The organism is Synechocystis sp. PCC 7509 (genome assembly GCF_000332075.2).
Taxonomy (GTDB): domain Bacteria; phylum Cyanobacteriota; class Cyanobacteriia; order Cyanobacteriales; family Chroococcidiopsidaceae; genus Aliterella.
In genome coordinates this window covers 1,008,620-1,024,914 of record NZ_ALVU02000001.1, presented here as the reverse complement: position 1 = coordinate 1,024,914, position 16,295 = coordinate 1,008,620, and the positions used below count along the sequence as shown (strand labels likewise).

At 41.8% G+C, this 16,295-nt stretch carries 19 protein-coding genes; 11 read left to right on the top strand and 8 right to left on the bottom strand.

The annotated features are described in order from the left end of the window. Positions 1-35: 35 nt before the first annotated feature. Positions 36-269, bottom strand: a complete 234-nt coding sequence (locus SYN7509_RS29580; RefSeq protein WP_009632180.1) for a hypothetical protein — start codon at positions 267-269, stop codon at positions 36-38. Positions 270-349: 80 nt separating this feature from the next. Between SYN7509_RS29580 and SYN7509_RS25165 the strand changes: the two genes are divergently transcribed. Beyond that, positions 350-1,765, top strand: a complete 1,416-nt coding sequence (locus SYN7509_RS25165; RefSeq protein WP_051482550.1) for an ELWxxDGT repeat protein — start codon at positions 350-352, stop codon at positions 1,763-1,765. 292 nt (positions 1,766-2,057) lie between these two features. Continuing rightward, positions 2,058-3,464 carry an ELWxxDGT repeat protein gene (locus SYN7509_RS25160; protein ID WP_051482549.1) on the top strand — a complete coding sequence of 469 codons (1,407 nt, stop codon included), beginning with the start codon at positions 2,058-2,060 and terminating at the stop codon, positions 3,462-3,464. A gap of 144 nt (positions 3,465-3,608) precedes the next feature. On the opposite strand, the gene SYN7509_RS0205270 is transcribed toward SYN7509_RS25160, so the two are convergent. After that, positions 3,609-4,025 (bottom strand): pentapeptide repeat-containing protein, encoded by a 417-nt coding sequence (locus SYN7509_RS0205270; RefSeq protein ID WP_227501473.1) that lies wholly within the window; start codon positions 4,023-4,025, stop codon positions 3,609-3,611. A 55-nt stretch (positions 4,026-4,080) separates the two neighbouring features. On the opposite strand from SYN7509_RS0205270, the gene SYN7509_RS0205265 reads away from it, so the two are divergent. Beyond that, on the top strand, positions 4,081-4,677 hold the full coding sequence (locus tag SYN7509_RS0205265; protein ID WP_009633227.1) for a Uma2 family endonuclease: 597 nt from the start codon (positions 4,081-4,083) through the stop codon (positions 4,675-4,677). Between the two features lie 51 nt (positions 4,678-4,728). Beyond that, complete coding sequence (locus tag SYN7509_RS0205260) at positions 4,729-5,319, top strand: Uma2 family endonuclease (RefSeq protein ID WP_009633226.1); 591 nt, start codon at positions 4,729-4,731, stop codon at positions 5,317-5,319. Here SYN7509_RS0205260 and purQ read toward each other — a convergent pair. Beyond that, positions 5,311-5,985 carry a phosphoribosylformylglycinamidine synthase subunit PurQ gene (gene purQ / locus SYN7509_RS0205255; RefSeq protein WP_009633225.1) on the bottom strand — a complete coding sequence of 225 codons (675 nt, stop codon included), beginning with the start codon at positions 5,983-5,985 and terminating at the stop codon, positions 5,311-5,313. The two genes, SYN7509_RS0205260 and purQ, sit on opposite strands and share 9 nt — an antisense overlap. A 4-nt stretch (positions 5,986-5,989) precedes the next feature. Further along, positions 5,990-6,253, bottom strand: a complete 264-nt coding sequence (purS, locus tag SYN7509_RS0205250; RefSeq protein WP_009633224.1) for a phosphoribosylformylglycinamidine synthase subunit PurS — start codon at positions 6,251-6,253, stop codon at positions 5,990-5,992. Positions 6,254-6,372: 119 nt separating this feature from the next. Here purS and SYN7509_RS0205245 point away from each other — a divergent pair, with 119 nt between their 5' ends. The 5 genes from SYN7509_RS0205245 (at position 6,373) to SYN7509_RS0205225 (ending at position 12,543) form a co-directional block, all read left to right on the top strand. Next, positions 6,373-6,774, top strand: a complete 402-nt coding sequence (locus SYN7509_RS0205245; RefSeq protein WP_009633223.1) for a Fur family transcriptional regulator — start codon at positions 6,373-6,375, stop codon at positions 6,772-6,774. Positions 6,775-7,246: 472 nt separating this feature from the next. After that, positions 7,247-9,115: an NAD(P)H-quinone oxidoreductase subunit F gene (locus tag SYN7509_RS0205240; protein ID WP_009633222.1), complete on the top strand. Its 1,869-nt coding sequence runs from the start codon at positions 7,247-7,249 to the stop codon at positions 9,113-9,115. Positions 9,116-9,126: 11 nt separating this feature from the next. After that, complete coding sequence (locus SYN7509_RS0205235; protein WP_009633221.1) at positions 9,127-10,662, top strand: NADH-quinone oxidoreductase subunit M; 1,536 nt, start codon at positions 9,127-9,129, stop codon at positions 10,660-10,662. Positions 10,663-10,766: 104 nt separating this feature from the next. Then, entirely contained in the window at positions 10,767-12,056 is a 1,290-nt protein-coding gene (locus tag SYN7509_RS0205230; protein ID WP_009633220.1) for a CO2 hydration protein, read from the top strand. A gap of 85 nt (positions 12,057-12,141) precedes the next feature. Next, the gene (locus SYN7509_RS0205225; protein WP_009633219.1) at positions 12,142-12,543 is read left to right on the top strand and encodes a fasciclin domain-containing protein; all 402 of its coding nucleotides are present in this window, start codon (positions 12,142-12,144) and stop codon (positions 12,541-12,543) included. On the opposite strand, the gene SYN7509_RS0205220 is transcribed toward SYN7509_RS0205225, so the two are convergent. After that, complete coding sequence (locus SYN7509_RS0205220) at positions 12,540-13,508, bottom strand: SPFH domain-containing protein (protein WP_009633218.1); 969 nt, start codon at positions 13,506-13,508, stop codon at positions 12,540-12,542. The genes SYN7509_RS0205225 and SYN7509_RS0205220 overlap by 4 nt on opposite strands. Before the next feature lie 15 nt (positions 13,509-13,523). After that, positions 13,524-13,958 carry an NfeD family protein gene (locus SYN7509_RS0205215; protein WP_009633217.1) on the bottom strand — a complete coding sequence of 145 codons (435 nt, stop codon included), beginning with the start codon at positions 13,956-13,958 and terminating at the stop codon, positions 13,524-13,526. Positions 13,959-14,158: 200 nt separating this feature from the next. Between SYN7509_RS0205215 and SYN7509_RS0205210 the strand changes: the two genes are divergently transcribed. After that, the gene (locus tag SYN7509_RS0205210; protein WP_009633216.1) at positions 14,159-14,383 is read left to right on the top strand and encodes a ferredoxin-thioredoxin reductase variable chain; all 225 of its coding nucleotides are present in this window, start codon (positions 14,159-14,161) and stop codon (positions 14,381-14,383) included. On the opposite strand, the gene SYN7509_RS0205205 is transcribed toward SYN7509_RS0205210, so the two are convergent. Continuing rightward, on the bottom strand, positions 14,380-14,610 hold the full coding sequence (locus SYN7509_RS0205205) for a hypothetical protein (protein WP_009633215.1): 231 nt from the start codon (positions 14,608-14,610) through the stop codon (positions 14,380-14,382). The genes SYN7509_RS0205210 and SYN7509_RS0205205 overlap by 4 nt on opposite strands. A gap of 130 nt (positions 14,611-14,740) precedes the next feature. Here SYN7509_RS0205205 and SYN7509_RS0205200 point away from each other — a divergent pair, with 130 nt between their 5' ends. After that, the gene (locus SYN7509_RS0205200; protein ID WP_009633214.1) at positions 14,741-15,166 is read left to right on the top strand and encodes a hypothetical protein; all 426 of its coding nucleotides are present in this window, start codon (positions 14,741-14,743) and stop codon (positions 15,164-15,166) included. A gap of 3 nt (positions 15,167-15,169) precedes the next feature. On the opposite strand, the gene SYN7509_RS0205195 is transcribed toward SYN7509_RS0205200, so the two are convergent. Further along, on the bottom strand, positions 15,170-16,123 hold the full coding sequence (locus SYN7509_RS0205195; RefSeq protein ID WP_009633213.1) for a ribonuclease Z: 954 nt from the start codon (positions 16,121-16,123) through the stop codon (positions 15,170-15,172). Positions 16,124-16,295 lie beyond the last annotated feature (172 nt).

Genomic DNA, 16,295 nt, shown 5'->3' with positions numbered 1-16,295 from the left:
TCCCCTTGGGATAAGTACCAATACTGTTGTCATCCCTAAAACAGCATTGGTAATATAACTTCTAGTCGCCTAAGTTTTCTTTGATTCCATCCGGTAGATTTAAGGTACTCGCCAAAAAAGTTTAAGCCAGTTAAAAAGCCCTTTTGCAAGAAAAATTTACACCATTTTTCTACAATATATGTAAAGCGATCGCCCATAATTATTCTGTCGTCTATTGTGCGATCACGTCGCACTGGAATTAATTCCTCAACTGATATCTTTAGTAACATTTATTACAATAGGCAAGGTCAGGTTAAAACGGACTTATTATGTAAGACAAAGACCTTATTTCCTATGTGGCAAGAGGGTTATGATTCAATCTTCTCTTAAGCGTGATGCCAAGTTTTGTAGCTGGATGCTATTTTGTGGAGTGACATTAGTGACACTACTGCAAACCTTCACCCAGGCCCAGGCAATCGTCACTCGTGATTCTCACCCGCAGAACCTAACAAATTTCAATGGCACACTGTACTTTAGTGCCACAACCTCAGCAAAGGGAAAAGAGCTATGGAAGAGTAATGGCACCGCTGTTGGCACTGTTCTGGTTAAGGATATCAATCCTGGTGCTGCTGATTCTTATCCATCTTACCTGACAAATGTCAATGGACTTCTGTACTTTAGTGCCAATACCTCCGCTACTGGAAGGGAGCTATGGAAGACCAATGGCACGGCTGTTGGCACTGTTGTAGTTAAAGATATCATTCCTGGTTTTAGTGATTCTGACCCAGAGTACCTGACAAATGTCAATGGCACGCTATACTTTGTTGCCTATCATCCAGATAGAGGAAGGGAGCTATGGAAGACCAATGGCACGGCTGTTGGTACTGTTCTCGTCAAGGATATCAATCCTGGTTACTATGGTTCAGTCCCGCAGAACCTGACAAATGTCAATGGCCTTCTGTACTTTGAGGCTTATAATCCAGCTACTGGAAGGGAGCTATGGAAGAGCAATGGGACTGCTGCTGGCACTGTTCTGGTCAAGGATATCTTTCTTGGTGCGCCTTATGCTAACCCATATAGCCTGACCAATATCAATGGGATTCTGTACTTTGGTGCTAGTAGCCTAGCTTATAGAAACGAGCTATGGAAGAGCAATGGGACTGCTGCGGGCACTGTTCTGGTCAAGGATATCAATCCTGGCTCCGAGCATTCTAACCCGTCTAGACTGATTAATATCAATGGCACACTGTACTTTCGTGCCAATCATCCAGATACAGGAAACGAGCTATGGAAGAGTAATGGCACGACTCGTGGCACTGTTCTGGTCAAGGATATCTATCCTGGTTTTCCTAGTTTTAGTAATTCTGACCCGGAACACCTGACAAATGTCAATGGCACGCTATATTTTCGTGCTAAAACTTCAGCTACTGGAGAGGAGTTATGGAAGAGCAATGGCACGGCTGCTGGCACTGTTCTGGTCAAGGATATTTATCCTGGCGGTAGTTATTCTTACCCGTCTTCTCTAAGCAATGTTAATGGCAAATTGTACTTTGTTGCCTTTAACCCAACTTATGGAAACGAGCTATGGAAGAGTAATGGCACGACTCTTGGCACTGTTCTGGTCAAGGATATCAATCCTGGTGGTGTTGGTTATTCCCCAGATAATCTGACCAATGTCAATGGCACACTGTATTTTACTGTCTATAAACCAATTGTTGGAAACGAGCTATGGAAGAGTAATGGTACGACTGCTGGCACTGTTCTCGTCAAAGATATCTATCCCTAAAGGGCTGGTTATCTTTTGTCTGAAGGCTTGAAGACGTTAAACTAGGTATATTGTGCTATATGCGTTGAATTGAAATTAATAAACTTCTTGCATGAATCTGATTTTGGTACGAGCTTCCAATAATTTGAACTGCCTAATTTACCACTCACGCAGAAGGTATGATACTCCAACTATAGCTTTAGTAATATTTGCTACAGTGCTGCAAACTGGAAGTTACAACGTCTTACATTGGCAGAAGGGAAGGCTTATCAAGTTAATTTTTGAATATTTTAGGTAAAAAGGGAGTTTATTAATGGGTTTTCCAAATCTTAAGCGTGATGCCAAGTTTTGTAGCGGGATGCTAATTTGTGGAGTCATCCTAGGCACATTAGTGCAAACATCTACTCAAGTACAGGCAGTCCCTAACAGTTCTAACCCTAATAACCTCACTAATGTCAATGGTACAGTTTACTTTAGTTCCTATACTCCTGCGAGTGGAAACGAGCTATGGAAGAGTAATGGTACGGCTGCTGGCACTGTTCTCGTCAAGGATATTACTCCTGGAGCTACTGGTTCTAACCCTAATAACCTGACCAATGTCAACGGCATACTGTATTTTACTGCCTATAACCCAGTGACTGGAACTGAGCTATGGAAGAGCAATGGTACGGTTGCTGGCACTGTTCTCGTTAAGGATATTGCTCCTGGTGTTGCTTTTTCTGCCCCATCTAACCTGACCAATATAAATAACCTTTTATACTTTGTTGCCTATAAACCAGGAACTGGAAGGGAGCTATGGAAGAGTAATGGCACGGCTATTGGTACTGTTCTCGTCAAGGATATCGTTCCCGGTGGTGGTTACTCTTACTCAAATAAACTGACTAACGTTAATGGCACGCTGTATTTTGAGTCCTATACCCCAGCTACGGGATGGGAGCTATGGAAAAGTAATGGCACGGCTGCTGGTACTTTTCTCGTCAAGGATATCGTTCCTGGTACTGCTTATTCTTACCCGGATAACCTGACTAACGTCAATGGCACACTATACTTTAGTGCCGAGAGCCTAACTAATGGAATCGATTTATGGAAGAGTAATGGCACGGCTGTGGGTACTGTTCGAGTCAAGGGTATCGTTCCTGGTATTAATTATTCTAACCCGCATAACCTAACCAATATCAATGGAATGCTGTACTTTGTTGACCATAACCTAGCCAATGGATACGAGCTATGGAAAAGTAATGGCACGGCTGCTGGTACTGTGATCGTCAAGGATATCGTTCCTGGTGGCAATCATTCTCAACCAGATAATTTGACTAATGTCAACGGCATACTGTACTTTATTGCCTTAACCCCAGCTGATGGCAGGGAGCTATGGAAGAGTAATGGCACGGCTGCTGGCACTGTTCTTGTCAAAAATATCTATCCTAGCGAACCTTATTCTCTCTCAGATAATCTGACTAATATCAACGGCATACTGTACTTTACTGTTTTTACCCCAACTTATAGATGGGAGCTATGGAAGAGTAATGGCACGGCTGCTGGCACTGTTCTTGTCAAAAATATCAATTCTGGTAATGATGATTCTTCTTTCTCAGATAACCTAACCAATGTCAATGGCATACTGTACTTTACTGCCTATACCCCAGCTTATGGAAGGGAGCTATGGAAGAGTAATGGCACGGCTCGTGGCACTGTTCTCGTCAAAGATATCTATCCTTAAAGGGCTGGCTATCTTTTAGCTGAAGGTGAGTGGTGTGGCGTTGCATAATGGAGATATGAAGTAAGGTAACATCCGATACAATGCCACTTTTTCATGTTTAAAGCTACGCCTAGTAATAGTAAACAGCATGACTATACTTTTGTCTTAAACTTGGCGCATATTGTTTTTAGTCGGATCGAAGCCTCTAGAAAAGCGAGTAGTATTGTCGTAATAAGCACCGCTCAAGTTTGCACCAAAAAGCTTTGTATTGACTAACTTAGCTTGTCTGAGATTGGCTTCTGTTAGTTTCACTCCACTAAGATTTGCTCTAGTTAGGTTAGCTTTAGCAAGATTTGCACCGCTCAAGTTTGCACCCCAAAGCTTTGCTCTAGCAAGGTTAGCTCCGCTCAAGTCTGCTCCCCAAAGGTTTATCCCTACTAAATTAACTCCAATTAGCTTAACTTCAGCTAAATTAGCTCCAGTAAAGTCTCTTTCTCCGGCGGCGTAACGCTGTTTTAGTTCGTCAGCATTCATAATATATTTTTTGCATGGGTGCGATCGCTCTTTACTCAATTTTGTCATTAATAATCTAAGAAAGTAGCTAGATTAGGAAGTATGCCTTTGCTGAGATAAATCGATGGATGCAGCAACAGTTAGTTTACCTCCAACATTGCAATTAAGTCTCAACTTGACTGACGAGCAGTTTTTTCAGCTATGTATTGACAACCGCGACTTGCAATTTGAGCGCACCGCATCGGGAGAAATAATAATTATGCCACCCACTGGGGGCGAAACTAGCAACCGCAATAGCGAACTAACTTATCAACTCCAAGCTTGGAGTCGTCAAAATAAACTAGGTAAAGCTTTTGACTCTAATGGAGGCTTTACGTTGCCTAATGGTGCAGTCCGCGCCCCTGATGCGTCCTGGCTGAAATTAGAGCGCTGGGAAGCTCTTACACCCCAACAGAGAGAGAAATTTCTACCCCTATGTCCCGATTTTATGGTTGAGTTACTTTCTCCCACAGATTCCCTTAAACAAACTCAGCTAAAAATGCAGGAATATATAGAGAATGGGGCGCGTTTGGGTTGGTTAATTGATGTAAAAAACCGACGAGTGGAAATCTATCGCCCTAGTCAAGATGTAGAATTACTCTCTAAACCAGTAACTTTGAGAGGCGAAGATGTATTACCAGGATTTGTATTAGATATGACTCAAATTCTGTCGCCTGATTGAGCGATCGCCAAAAGTAGCTAGATTGGAATATACCCTTGCTGAAATAAAGCTATGGATGCAGCAACCGTTTCTTTACCCCCAACATTGCAATTAAGTCTCAACTTGACTGACGAGCAGTTTTTTCAGCTATGTCAAAATAACCGCGAGTTGCAATTTGAGCGTACTGCTTCAGGAGAACCAATAATTATGCCACCTACTGGAGGAGAAACAGGAAACCGAAACTTTGAAATTACTGTTGGGATTGGTATCTGGAATAAAAAATATAATCTAGGCAAAGGTTTTGACTCCTCTACTGGCTTTAAGTTACCTAATGGGGCAAATCGCTCTTCTGATGCTTCTTGGGTAAAACAAGAGCGATGGGAAGCTCTTACACCCCAGCAAAAACAAAAATTTATCCCCTTGTGTCCCGATTTTGTTGTTGAGTTACCTTCTCCTAACGATTCCCTCAAACAAACTCAGTTAAAAATGCAGGAATATATCGATAATGGTGCGCGTCTGGGTTGGTTAATTGATGCAAAGACGCGACGAGTAGAAATATATCGCCCTGATCGTACTGTAGAATTACTAGAAAATCCAGTAAATCTGTCAGGAGAGGAAGTATTACCAGGATTTGTATTAGATATTAGTGCCGTCTTAAGCTAAAGCTGCAACTTTTGCTAACAAGCCTTGAAACAGCTTTAAACCATCTGTACCGCCAAGCATAGGATCGGAAGCTCTTTCAGGGTGGGGCATCATTCCTAATACATTACCAGCATTGTTACAGATGCCAGCAATATTATTTACCGAACCGTTGGGGTTATCGCCCTCGTAACGAAATAAAACTTGTCCGTTGTCTTCTAGCCGTGCTAATACTTCGCTATCGGCGTAAAACTGCCCTTCTCCGTGAGCAATGGGTAAAGTAATAACTTGATTTTGCTCGTAGGCTTGCGTCCAAGGTAGGTTATTTCGTTCTACTTTAATGGAAGCGCGATCGCACACAAACAACATATCTCGATTACGCATCAACGCCCCCGGTAATAATCCCGCTTCTGTGAGTACCTGAAAACCATTGCAAATCCCTAACACAAACTTACCCTGTTGGGCGTGGGAGACGACTTGCTGCATGACTGGCGAAAAACGCGCGATCGCTCCACAACGCAAATAATCGCCGTAACTAAAGCCCCCAGGGACTACTACCACATCTATATCGCTGATATCTGTTTCCTCATGCCATACCATGCGGGTAGGTTGCTTGAGTAAATCGCGGGTGACATATTCTACATCGCGATCGCAATTTGAGCCAGGAAAAACTATAACGCCAAACTTCATGTATTTATGCTCCAATTTCTACTAAGTCAAAGCGATAATTTTCGATTACTAAGTTGGCTAATAGCTGTTCACACATTTTATCTAATTGTTGCCGTGCGGCGTTTTCATCGGTTGACGAAAGCTTAAGCTCTATATACTTACCAATTCTTACTTGTTCTACTTGTTCGTAACCCATATGCTTTAATCCCGATTGTACGGCAGTTCCCGCCGGATCGAGAACAGAGGGGCGCAGAGTAACATAGATATTAGCTTGATACTTTCGATTCATAGGTAGAGGTTAGAAAAGCAACAAACGCTATCCTACCGCCAAAAGGTAGTTTTAGTAGGGAGAAGAAAAACCAAGAGCGACCAAACTAACTTTAATATATTCACTTAAACAATTATTTTATGAGAACCGAACGCACCCGCAGCCAGGAGCGAATTCTTAAACTCCTCAAAACCCTCAATCGAGGGATTTCTGCTCAGGATATTTATATAGAATTGCGTACTAGCCAAAATATCGGTTTAGCAACAATTTATCGCGCCTTAGAAGCTCTAAAACTTGAAGGTGTCGTACAGGTGCGAACTCTAGCTTCTGGAGAATCCCTTTATAGCTCGATCCAGCAAGATAAACATCATCTTACTTGCTTGCAGTGCGGTCAGTCTATCCTAATTGATGAATGTCCCGTACATGAATTGGAAACTCAGTTACACAACGCCCATGAATTCAAGATTTTTTATCATACTTTAGAATTTTTTGGTTTGTGCCACCAATGCCAACTTATTCAAACCGATCATAAAGGTGCATAGGATATTTTAATCATTACTATAGATGGAAGCCGATATTTATAAATATATCCGTTATATTTATCAACTTACTTTGCTAATTGCTGGCTTATAAACGTCACATTGTAGTTTTTTACATTTAGATTTTAGAGGCAAAAGGCGCTTATTTCCTTTCATATAACGGCTTGTAATAATTTGGCTTTAATTATCGGTGTCTTTTTTGGACGATAACATTTCTATAAAATCCATCAATGGTAATCATTGATTTAATTAATAACTAGCTTGTTTACATAAGTAAAGTTAATTATTTTTATTGATTATTCAGCTATATTAATAATTTACTTATGCAACTATTATAAGGTAAGCTTTAACTTAACTTAAATCTTAAAAAAGAGCATGAATTTGTTTGGATTTAAGATTTTTAAAGTTACATGGAACAAGCACAAATTTGTTCTAGAAAGTTAATTTGTTTTAAAACAATATAAAGTTGATACCGATGGCGCAATTTTTTCTTCAAACCATCTGGGCTGTACCTTTGTATGCCTTAATTGGTGCGGTTTTGACGATACCTTGGTCGCCGGGAATTATTCGGAACACGGGGCCAAGACCTGCGGGTTACATCAATTTATTAATGACATTTATTGCTTTTGTGCATAGCTTAGTTGCTATCCCAGCAACTTGGCATCAACCAGCAAAACAAATAATTATCCCTTGGCTGCAAGTTGCAAATTTAGATATTTCCTTACCGCTAGAAATTTCGACTATCACTGTCGGCGCAATGTTACTCGTAACTGGGATGAATTTACTTGCCCAGATTTATGCAGTAGGGTACATGGAAATGGACTGGGGGTGGGCGCGATTTTATGCGCTTTTGGCACTGTTTGAATGTGGGATGTGTGCTTTAGCTTTATGTAACTCTTTGTTTTTTAGCTATGTAATTCTAGAAATACTAACTTTGGGAACTTACCTTTTAGTTGGGCTATGGTTTAGTCAGCCTTTGGTAGTTACGGGGGCTAGAGATGCCTTTTTAACTAAGCGGGTGGGTGATTTGGTATTGCTAATGGGAGTAATTGCCTTATTATCCTTAACCGGGACTTGGAACTATTGGGAATTAGGCGATTGGGCGGCGACAGCGCACCCAGACCCGAAAGTAATTACTTTGATTAGTTTGGCATTAATTGCCGGGCCAATGGGTAAATGCGCTCAGTTTCCTTTGCATCTGTGGCTAGATGAAGCAATGGAAGGCCCGCTTCCTAGTACGATATTACGCAATTCTGTAGTCGTAGCAACGGGGGCTTGGGTACTAATAAAGCTCGAACCTATCTTAAGCTTGTCGCCGATAACGATGTCTGCGTTGGTGTTAATTGGGTCAGTAACGGCGGTGGGTGCTTCTTGTATTGCAGCGTCTCAAATTGATATCAAACGCGCTCTATCTTACTCTGTTAGCGCTTACATGGGTTTAGTATTTATTGCCGTTGGTACGGGACAAAATGATGCAGCGTTGTTATTAGTTCTAACTCATGCCGTTGCAATGGGTTTATTAATTATGAGCGCCGGGGGCATTATTTGGAATAATATTACCCAAGATTTGACGCAAATGGGCGGGTTGTGGTCGCGTCGTCCTATATCGGCTTTGGCATTTTTAGGGGGTACGGCGGCTTTAATTGGCTGTCCTCCTTTTGGTAGTTTTTGGGCGCTGTTGAATTTAGCAGATACTTTGTGGATAACTCAGCCTTGGTTAGTGGGAATAGTTTTGCTTGTCAATGCTTTGACGGCTTTTAGTTTAGTCAGGATATTTTCGTTAATTTTTGGTGGTAAGCCAAAACAGATGACAGTGCGATCGCCGGAAGCAATGTGGCTGTTAGTATTACCCATGATGCTATTACTAGGCTTTACTCTACATTTGCCTTTAGTTTTAGAAAGCGTATCTTTGCTACCTAACTGGGGAAACTTGAACAAAGATGTCGCCATACTGCTGTTTTTGTCAAGCGTCTTTGGCTGCACTATAGCTGGCGTAATTTATCTAGGTAATGCTTTACCCAAACCCGTACAACTACCGTCGAAAGCGCTGCAAAACTTGTTTGCTTACGACTTTTACACTCCCGATATTTACCGCTTTACTATTGTGTTTGCAGTGGATAGAGTTTCTAAAATTGTCGCTTGGGTTGACCGTTTTATCGTCGATGGCGCGGTGAATTTGGTGGGATTAGCTTCGCTTTTGGGTGGAGAAAGCTTGAAGTACAGCACTTCCGGTCAATCTCAGTTTTACGCGCTAACTATTTTAATTGGAATTGGGATCATTGGCGCTTTCTTAAGTTTTCCTCACTGGTCAGCTTACAACAACGTTTTTAATTTGGGACTTTAGAAAAAGGTTTTATGCTCAGTACCTTGATTTGGATACCTATATTAGGTGCAGCAATTATCGGATTTTTGCCAGGAAACTTTACTGCAACTAGGCTTAGAACGATTGCGCTGGCTATTTCTTTTGCTGTATTTTTATGGACGCTTTATTTAGCAACTTCTTTTAGTACCACAACTATAGGCTATCAATTTCAGGAGTTTTTACCTTGGATTGAAACTTTAGGATTGGACTACAAGTTAGGTGTTGATGGCTTATCTTTTCCGCTTATCGCTCTCAACGCCTTGCTAAGTTGGATTGCTATTTACAGTAGCAGTAAAACTGTAGAACGTCCGCGCCTGTATTATGCTTTGATTTTGCTTGTCAATTCGGGAATAGCTGGGGCTTTTGTCGCTCAAAACTTGCTGTTATTTTTCTTATTCTACGAATTTGAACTTATCCCTTTATATTTACTAATTAACATCTGGGGTGGTTCTAAGCGCGGTTACGCTGCAACTAAGTTTCTTATCTACACAGCATTTTCCGGCATTTTAATTCTGGCAGGCTTTTTAGGTATTACTTGGTTAAGTGGTTCAACTTCGTTTAATTACGACGCGCTGCATACTCAAAACTTATCTTTGCAGAGTCAGCTAATTTTACTGACAGTGCTGTTAATTGGTTTTGGCATCAAGATTCCTTTAGTTCCTCTACATACATGGCTACCTGATGCCTATGTTGAAGCTTCGCCGCCTGTGGCTATTTTATTAGGAGGAATACTAGCAAAATTAGGCACTTATGGCTTATTACGGTTTGGTTTGGGTTTATTTCCTCAAACTTGGACAATTGTTGCACCGGGATTAGCGATTTTAGGGACTATAGGTGTGTTGTATGGGTCGTTTAGTGCGATCGCGCAAAAAGACATAAAGCGGATGGTTGCGTACAGTTCCATCGGTCATATGGGCTACGTTCTATTAGGCGCTGCTGCCGCTAATGCTCTAAGTTTAGTGGGGGTAGTTTCTCAAATGGTTGCTCACGGCTTAATTTTGGCGCTATTGTTTCATTTAGTCGGAGTTGTCGAAAACAAAGTCGGGACAAGGGATTTAGATGTTCTTAATGGCTTAATGAATCCTCTGCGCGGTTTACCTGGAGTCAGCTTCTTATTAGTTTATGCAGGGATGGCTAGTGCGGGTATCCCTGGAATGGTAGGTTTTATCTCGGAATTTATGGTATTTCAGGGTAGCTACCCAGTTTTCCCTTTACTAACGCTACTTGCTGTAGTAGGTACGGGTTTAACAGCCGTGTACTTTGTAATTTTGCTCAACCGCACCTGTTTCGGCAAACTAGACAACTACAAATCTTACTACCCAGTAGTATCCTGGTCTGAGCGCGTCCCAGCTTTGGTATTAGCTGCGATCGTTTTGGTGCTAGGAGTACAACCTAATTGGCTAGTACGTTGGAGCGAAACGACTGCAACTATGATGGTTGCAACTCCTGTAAAAACTGAATTGCAAGTTATAAAAACTCCCGCAACTGCAATCCTTGGAACTTACACACAACAAATCCCCAAACCCTAAAAAAGAAATCTTTATTTTCCCCCCTTTTTAAGGGGGGTTAGGGGGGATCGAAGTTATAAAAACTCCCGCAACTGTAATCCTTTCCGAAATTCCTAACTAAAACTATGACGATCGCAACTTCTACTAAACTTCCACCTTCAACTCACGAATTTGCCCATGTCATTCACCGCTTAGAAGCAGGTGGTGCAATGCTTCCAGATACGCCAGAGAATTTAATGCAGATTATTGGCTTATACAAAGCCTATGCTGTACCGATGGATTTTTACTGGCGCGATTTACTTTACATCGCCGAGCGCGTATTTTTAAACCCCTTACCTGCTTTCAAATACTTCTTACCTCAAGAGTATTTAGACTTGCACAATCACTATGCGGGAGAAGATGCTGATTTAAGAATCTGGCAAAAAGGCGCAGCTACTGCCCATCCTGAACTATTGGCATTTATGGAAAAAGGCGAAACCATAAAAATGCCCAAGTTATTGCATCATTTATGGCACGATCGCATTAACATGGAATTTGCCGAAGCTTGTATGCAGGCAATGTTGTGGCATCGCGGGATGGGGGGAAAGTTTGACCCTTATTTAGATACACCAGAATATATTGCAGCGTGCGATCGCGCAATTAAAGCTTATTTCCAAGGCAATCCAGCTATGCTAGGAATGTATAAGCTATTTCCCCAAATGTTTATCGAGCAAGTGCGCCAACTGTCTTATTACAGCAATTTGGGCTTGTTTTGGGAAGTAATGGCTCCAGTTTTCTTTGAAATGAGCGATTTATACGACGAAGGTAAAATTACCAGCGTCCCGGAAGCAATGAATTTTCTTGTAAATGGGATATTTGCGGTTGCTGGTCGTCCAATATATCATCATGTTTATATTCGCGGGGAAGTGTACGAAATTATCCCCAAATCTTGCGGCTTTACATGGCTGTACGAAGCAGCATTACCCTATGTGGAGGCGGTTTTTTATCGGACTGCACCCTTTCGCGGTACAAAGTCTTACAACGCCCAAGCTAAACAAGTACCCGCAGAGCAAAAAGATTTTCACTACGGCATTTTATACGCCGATGTATTCCCTGTGGGGACGGCAGGGATTCCCCCAACGTTGCTAATGCAAGATATGCTGCATTTTTTGCCCCCTTATTTAGTGGAGTATTACAAAAATTACTGTCGCGGCGAACAAGATATGTTGATTCAATTAGGGGTTAGTTTCCAGCGCTCTATGTACTGCGTAACTTCGGCGGTAATTCAAGCATTGCGAACGGCGTTGCTTTATCCTTTAGATGACACAAATCCTAAACATTTGCAGGCAAATCGAGCCTTTTTTGAAGGTCAAATCGATAGATTTAAGCGCCCAGAAGCTCGGTTAAGAGATATTCAAAGTCAGGATTATCGGTGAGTTGGCAAGAGATTTCCCCAAATTTCCTTTTTAAGGGAATCTCCGCAACTCTGGATCTTTTTTAAACTATCGTTTGGTGAATTCAATGCCCGATATTGTCGATATTGCTGTTGGTGCTGGCTCTTTTACAACTCTAGTAACGGCGGTACAACTAGCTAACTTAGTCGAAACTCTCAAAAGTCCTGGCCCGTTTACAGTTTTTGCCCCTAATGACGATGCTTTTGCCAAACTCCCGCCAGGAACAATACATACTTTAATTCAAAATATTCCCCAACTCTCCAGAATTCTAACTTTTCATGTCGTACCCGGTAAATTGATGCAAGCAGACCTCGCAAAACTTGGTTCTGTAACCTCCGTTGAAGGTTCGCCAATTCCTATAGATTGCTCTGATGGCTTTGAAGTCAAAAACGCTACGGTACTCGCCGCCGATATTGAAGCAGATAACGGCGTAATTCACGTTATAGATACAGTAATTTTGATGGGCTAAGTTGGGCGATTTTCTGGCTTGACTCCGTCCGAAACAATACTTTTCATTCCCTCTAAAGCTGCGGGAATACTGCGCGGATCGATAAACATAACTTTGCTACTGTCGCTGCTACCGATTTTCATGCCCATTTCTAGATATTGCTGTGCAAGTAAAAATTGTAAGGCTTCACGAGCGCTAGGCTCGGTTTTCAAGGTTTGGGAGATAATCTGCAAAGCTTCAGAAGTAGCTTGAGCTTTCAATACTTGCTGTTGGCGCTCCGCTTGAGCTTGGAGAACAATAGTTTTTTGTTGAGCCTCCGCTTGCAAAATTGTCGATTTTTGTCTAGCTTCCGCGTCTAATAGTTGCGCTTCAGCTTTACCTCTGGCACTATTAACAGCAGATTCGCGATCGCCTTCGGATGTCAAAATCGAAGAACGTTTGCGTCTTTCGGCGGACATTTGCAATTCCATCGATTCTTGAACGGCTTTAGACGGAATCAAATCGCGCAATTCTACCCGCGTCACCTTTACGCCCCAAGGTTCAGTCGATATATCTAATTCTTGCAGCAAAAGCTCGCTTATTTGACTTCGGGCGGTAAAAGTTTGGTCTAATTCTAGTTGTCCCATCTCGGCGCGGATTTGAGTTAATACCAAATTCACCATCGCCGATTTTAGATTTTCTACTTTGTAATAGGATCTTTCCATATCGACAATGCGCCAATAAACCACCGCATCAACGGTAATTGAGACGTTATCGCGGGTAATACATTGCTGGGGGGGAATATCTAAAACTTTTTCTCTAATGGTTTCTCGATAAACAATCTTATCGATAAAAGGCGCGACAAAATTTAGTCCTGGGGAAAGTTTTTTGTTGTAACTACCCAATCGTTCCACCAAAGCCTCATTACTTTGATTAATTACTTTTACTGTACCCGCCAAAGCCGAGCCACCCAAGGCTAAAAATATTAATAAAAAAAACTGTTCCATGATTTTGTCCCTATTTTAGGAATCTAATACATTTTCGGGAATGACAATTAAAAGCGTTCCTTCGCGTCTAACTACATACACTTTTTCGTAAGGCGCGATCGCATTATCTCTATCTTCACACCGCGCGCGCCAAGAATTGCCTTCGTATATTACCCTTCCCTCTTTCCCCGGAGCAATGGCTGTCAAAGTTTCTGCAAAAACCGCATCTTGAAACTTGCGGCTTTGCTTGGCTTTGGGCATAAACCGCCGCGATAGCAACACAAAACTTGTAGAAAGCCCCAACCACAGGATAATTTGCAAACTTAATTGCGGAATCAGCACCGATACTAACCCTACGATTAAAGCACTAATTCCCATCATGAAGGCAACAAAAGCTGTCGGTAAAAACAGTTCTAGCAAACACAAAACTGCTCCAGCTATCAGCCATACCAATGTATAAGTTATGAACATTTTGGCATTGGTTTAAAAAATACTTGCGCCTAGGCTAAGTCTGAGTCCATTTTAGCCAAGAAACTTTTAATCGCCAGATTTGCTTACAAAAATAGACTGAGGACATTATTATGCAAAAATAGAAAGATTGTTCAATCGCAATTATTACGGAAAACTGGCTGTCATAGCAGGTTTCTGGAGAACTATTAGGTTACAGGTTTATGAAAGTTGGCGATAAAGTTCGGATTACTGAATCAATCATTGTTTACCATCACCCAGAGCATCGCAGTCAAGCTTTTGACCTTAAAGGCTCAGAAGGGGAAGTTATCGCTATTGTAACCGAATGGCATGGTAGACCTGTAAGTGCTAATCTGCCTGTCTACGTCCAGTTTACTAAAAAATTCAAGGCGCATTTACGGGAAGATGAATTAGAAGTAGTATCCTAGCGCCGTCTAAAACGAAACCAACTTAGTATATTTAGCTCGCCGCGCATTTGCTCTAGTTCTTGACGATGCTTTTGGGCTGTGGTATAGTACCAGGCGCAATAAACATTCATGGCATCGCGAGACTGGACTTCGCGGTAAAATTCGCGCGTAGTGGCGATCGCGGCGAAGGTTTCTGGAATAATCGGCGATGGTGGGGTGGGGATAATCTGCTGGAGTTCTTCAGACATAGTTGCATAAGTTTTATTATTGCAATTATAGAACTTGGTCAAAATAAGCTTGTAGCTGCCGCAGCAAATTTATCTAAGCGGTAGTATATATTTGAAACAAGTAGGTTTGTAGAAAGCAAGTTTTTAAGCAATGGCATCAGAACAAGAAGTTAAACAGTATCTTGCTTACTGGTTTCAACTAGGCAAGAAAGTAGTAATCGCTGATAGTGGTAAAGCTCTATTACCGCAACCGATAATGCAGGGCGAAGATTTTAGTCAAGCCTTTGAAGAATGTTGGCAGCAAATTACATCTTGTGATGCGATCGATAGTTATTTAGCAGGCACGCAAGAAACAATTAGAGAACTACTAACCGACACTTGGCAGGTAATGCCCTGCGCTCGTTGTACGATGCCTGTACCCTTTGTTGATGCGGGAATGTTGCCCTTAGAGTGTCCTTGCAAAGATTTGGATAATTGGCCCAATTGGGAATTACCCACGCCGCGATTGCCTGTCAATAGTCAAGCAAAATTATCAGATATATGCGATCGCCTAGAAAATCAAACTTGGGGAAGTTAGCATTTAGACTGAAACTAGCTCCGGTTCTCTCCGGCGCGGTACTTCATAGCTAAAAAAGTCGTAAGCCATTTTTGTATTGGGGAAAATAGCACGAGCTTCTTCTAATAAATCCTTAAATTCAATCGGATTACCAGGAGCATAACGCGGGCTAAAGTGGGTCATAATCAATTGCTTTACTCCCGCAGCTAAAGCCGTCTGCGCTGCCATGGTTGACGTAGAATGCAATCGCTGAAAAGCAAGATCGGCATCTACATGAGAAAAAGTTGCTTCGTGAATGAGTACGTCCGCATCCATTGCCAAAGACACAGCATTATCGCAAAAAACCGTATCCGTACAGTAAGCAATTTTCCGTCCGATCTCCGTTTCACCGCACAAATCTTTACCGTTAATAATTCTGCCATCAAGCAAAGTCACCATTTCCCCGCGCTTAAGTTGTCCGTAAACTCTCCCTGGGGGAATCTCTAGAGCTTTAGCTTTATCAATATCAAAGCGTCCGGGGCGGTCTTTTTCGATTATACGATAGCCAAAAGTAGTAACGCGATGATGGAGATAGTCGCAAATTACTGTAAATTCATCATCTTCATAAACTATCCCTGGTTGAACGGTATGGACTTGCACAGGGTAGGAAAAATGAGTACCAGAATAACGGCGACAAGCAATGAGATATTCGTTAAGATTGGGTGGCCCATAGATATCAACGTGGCTAGTATTACCCGCCAAACCGCAGGTAGCCAAAAGTCCCATTAAACCAAAAATGTGATCGCCGTGTAAATGAGTAATAAAAATGCGCGTTAGTTGACTAATTTTTAAGTCACTACGCATAACTTGATGCTGAGTTCCTTCACCACAATCAAACAACCACAACTCCCCTCGTTGGGGTAAACGCAAAGCCACACTCGAAACATTACGCGAACGAGTTGGTACGCCGGAACTTGTTCCTAAAAATGTAATCTGCACTAGATGTTAGTCAACCTTATTTGCGATCGCTGTTTCTATGGTGGCACGGGAAGTATAGTGAAGAGCAGGACAAAACTTTATTATTTGCTGATTTTAACGAAAAATATCTAATTTATTAGCTTATATTAGTTTATTTGAAATTGACTACTACCGACCCCCTAATTTGGAGCAA

Bases quoted from the DNA above. Each gene is read 5' to 3' on its own strand.
- SYN7509_RS0205260 (WP_009633226.1), top strand. From the start codon at position 4,729: ATGGATGCAGCAACCGTTTCTTTACCCCCAACATTGCAATTAAGTCTC.
- SYN7509_RS0205225 (WP_009633219.1), top strand. From the start codon at position 12,142: ATGCCCGATATTGTCGATATTGCTGTTGGTGCTGGCTCTTTTACAACT.
- SYN7509_RS0205240 (WP_009633222.1), top strand. From the start codon at position 7,247: ATGGCGCAATTTTTTCTTCAAACCATCTGGGCTGTACCTTTGTATGCC.
- SYN7509_RS0205215 (WP_009633217.1), bottom strand. From the start codon at position 13,958: ATGTTCATAACTTATACATTGGTATGGCTGATAGCTGGAGCAGTTTTG.
- SYN7509_RS25165 (WP_051482550.1), top strand. From the start codon at position 350: ATGATTCAATCTTCTCTTAAGCGTGATGCCAAGTTTTGTAGCTGGATG.
- purS (WP_009633224.1), bottom strand. From the start codon at position 6,253: ATGAATCGAAAGTATCAAGCTAATATCTATGTTACTCTGCGCCCCTCT.
- SYN7509_RS0205200 (WP_009633214.1), top strand. From the start codon at position 14,741: ATGGCATCAGAACAAGAAGTTAAACAGTATCTTGCTTACTGGTTTCAA.
- SYN7509_RS0205235 (WP_009633221.1), top strand. From the start codon at position 9,127: ATGCTCAGTACCTTGATTTGGATACCTATATTAGGTGCAGCAATTATC.
- purQ (WP_009633225.1), bottom strand. From the start codon at position 5,985: ATGAAGTTTGGCGTTATAGTTTTTCCTGGCTCAAATTGCGATCGCGAT.
- SYN7509_RS0205230 (WP_009633220.1), top strand. From the start codon at position 10,767: ATGACGATCGCAACTTCTACTAAACTTCCACCTTCAACTCACGAATTT.
- SYN7509_RS29580 (WP_009632180.1), bottom strand. From the start codon at position 269: ATGTTACTAAAGATATCAGTTGAGGAATTAATTCCAGTGCGACGTGAT.
- SYN7509_RS0205270 (WP_227501473.1), bottom strand. From the start codon at position 4,025: ATGACAAAATTGAGTAAAGAGCGATCGCACCCATGCAAAAAATATATT.
- SYN7509_RS0205205 (WP_009633215.1), bottom strand. From the start codon at position 14,610: ATGTCTGAAGAACTCCAGCAGATTATCCCCACCCCACCATCGCCGATT.
- SYN7509_RS25160 (WP_051482549.1), top strand. From the start codon at position 2,058: ATGGGTTTTCCAAATCTTAAGCGTGATGCCAAGTTTTGTAGCGGGATG.
- SYN7509_RS0205220 (WP_009633218.1), bottom strand. From the start codon at position 13,508: ATGGAACAGTTTTTTTTATTAATATTTTTAGCCTTGGGTGGCTCGGCT.
- SYN7509_RS0205265 (WP_009633227.1), top strand. From the start codon at position 4,081: ATGGATGCAGCAACAGTTAGTTTACCTCCAACATTGCAATTAAGTCTC.
- SYN7509_RS0205245 (WP_009633223.1), top strand. From the start codon at position 6,373: ATGAGAACCGAACGCACCCGCAGCCAGGAGCGAATTCTTAAACTCCTC.
- SYN7509_RS0205210 (WP_009633216.1), top strand. From the start codon at position 14,159: ATGAAAGTTGGCGATAAAGTTCGGATTACTGAATCAATCATTGTTTAC.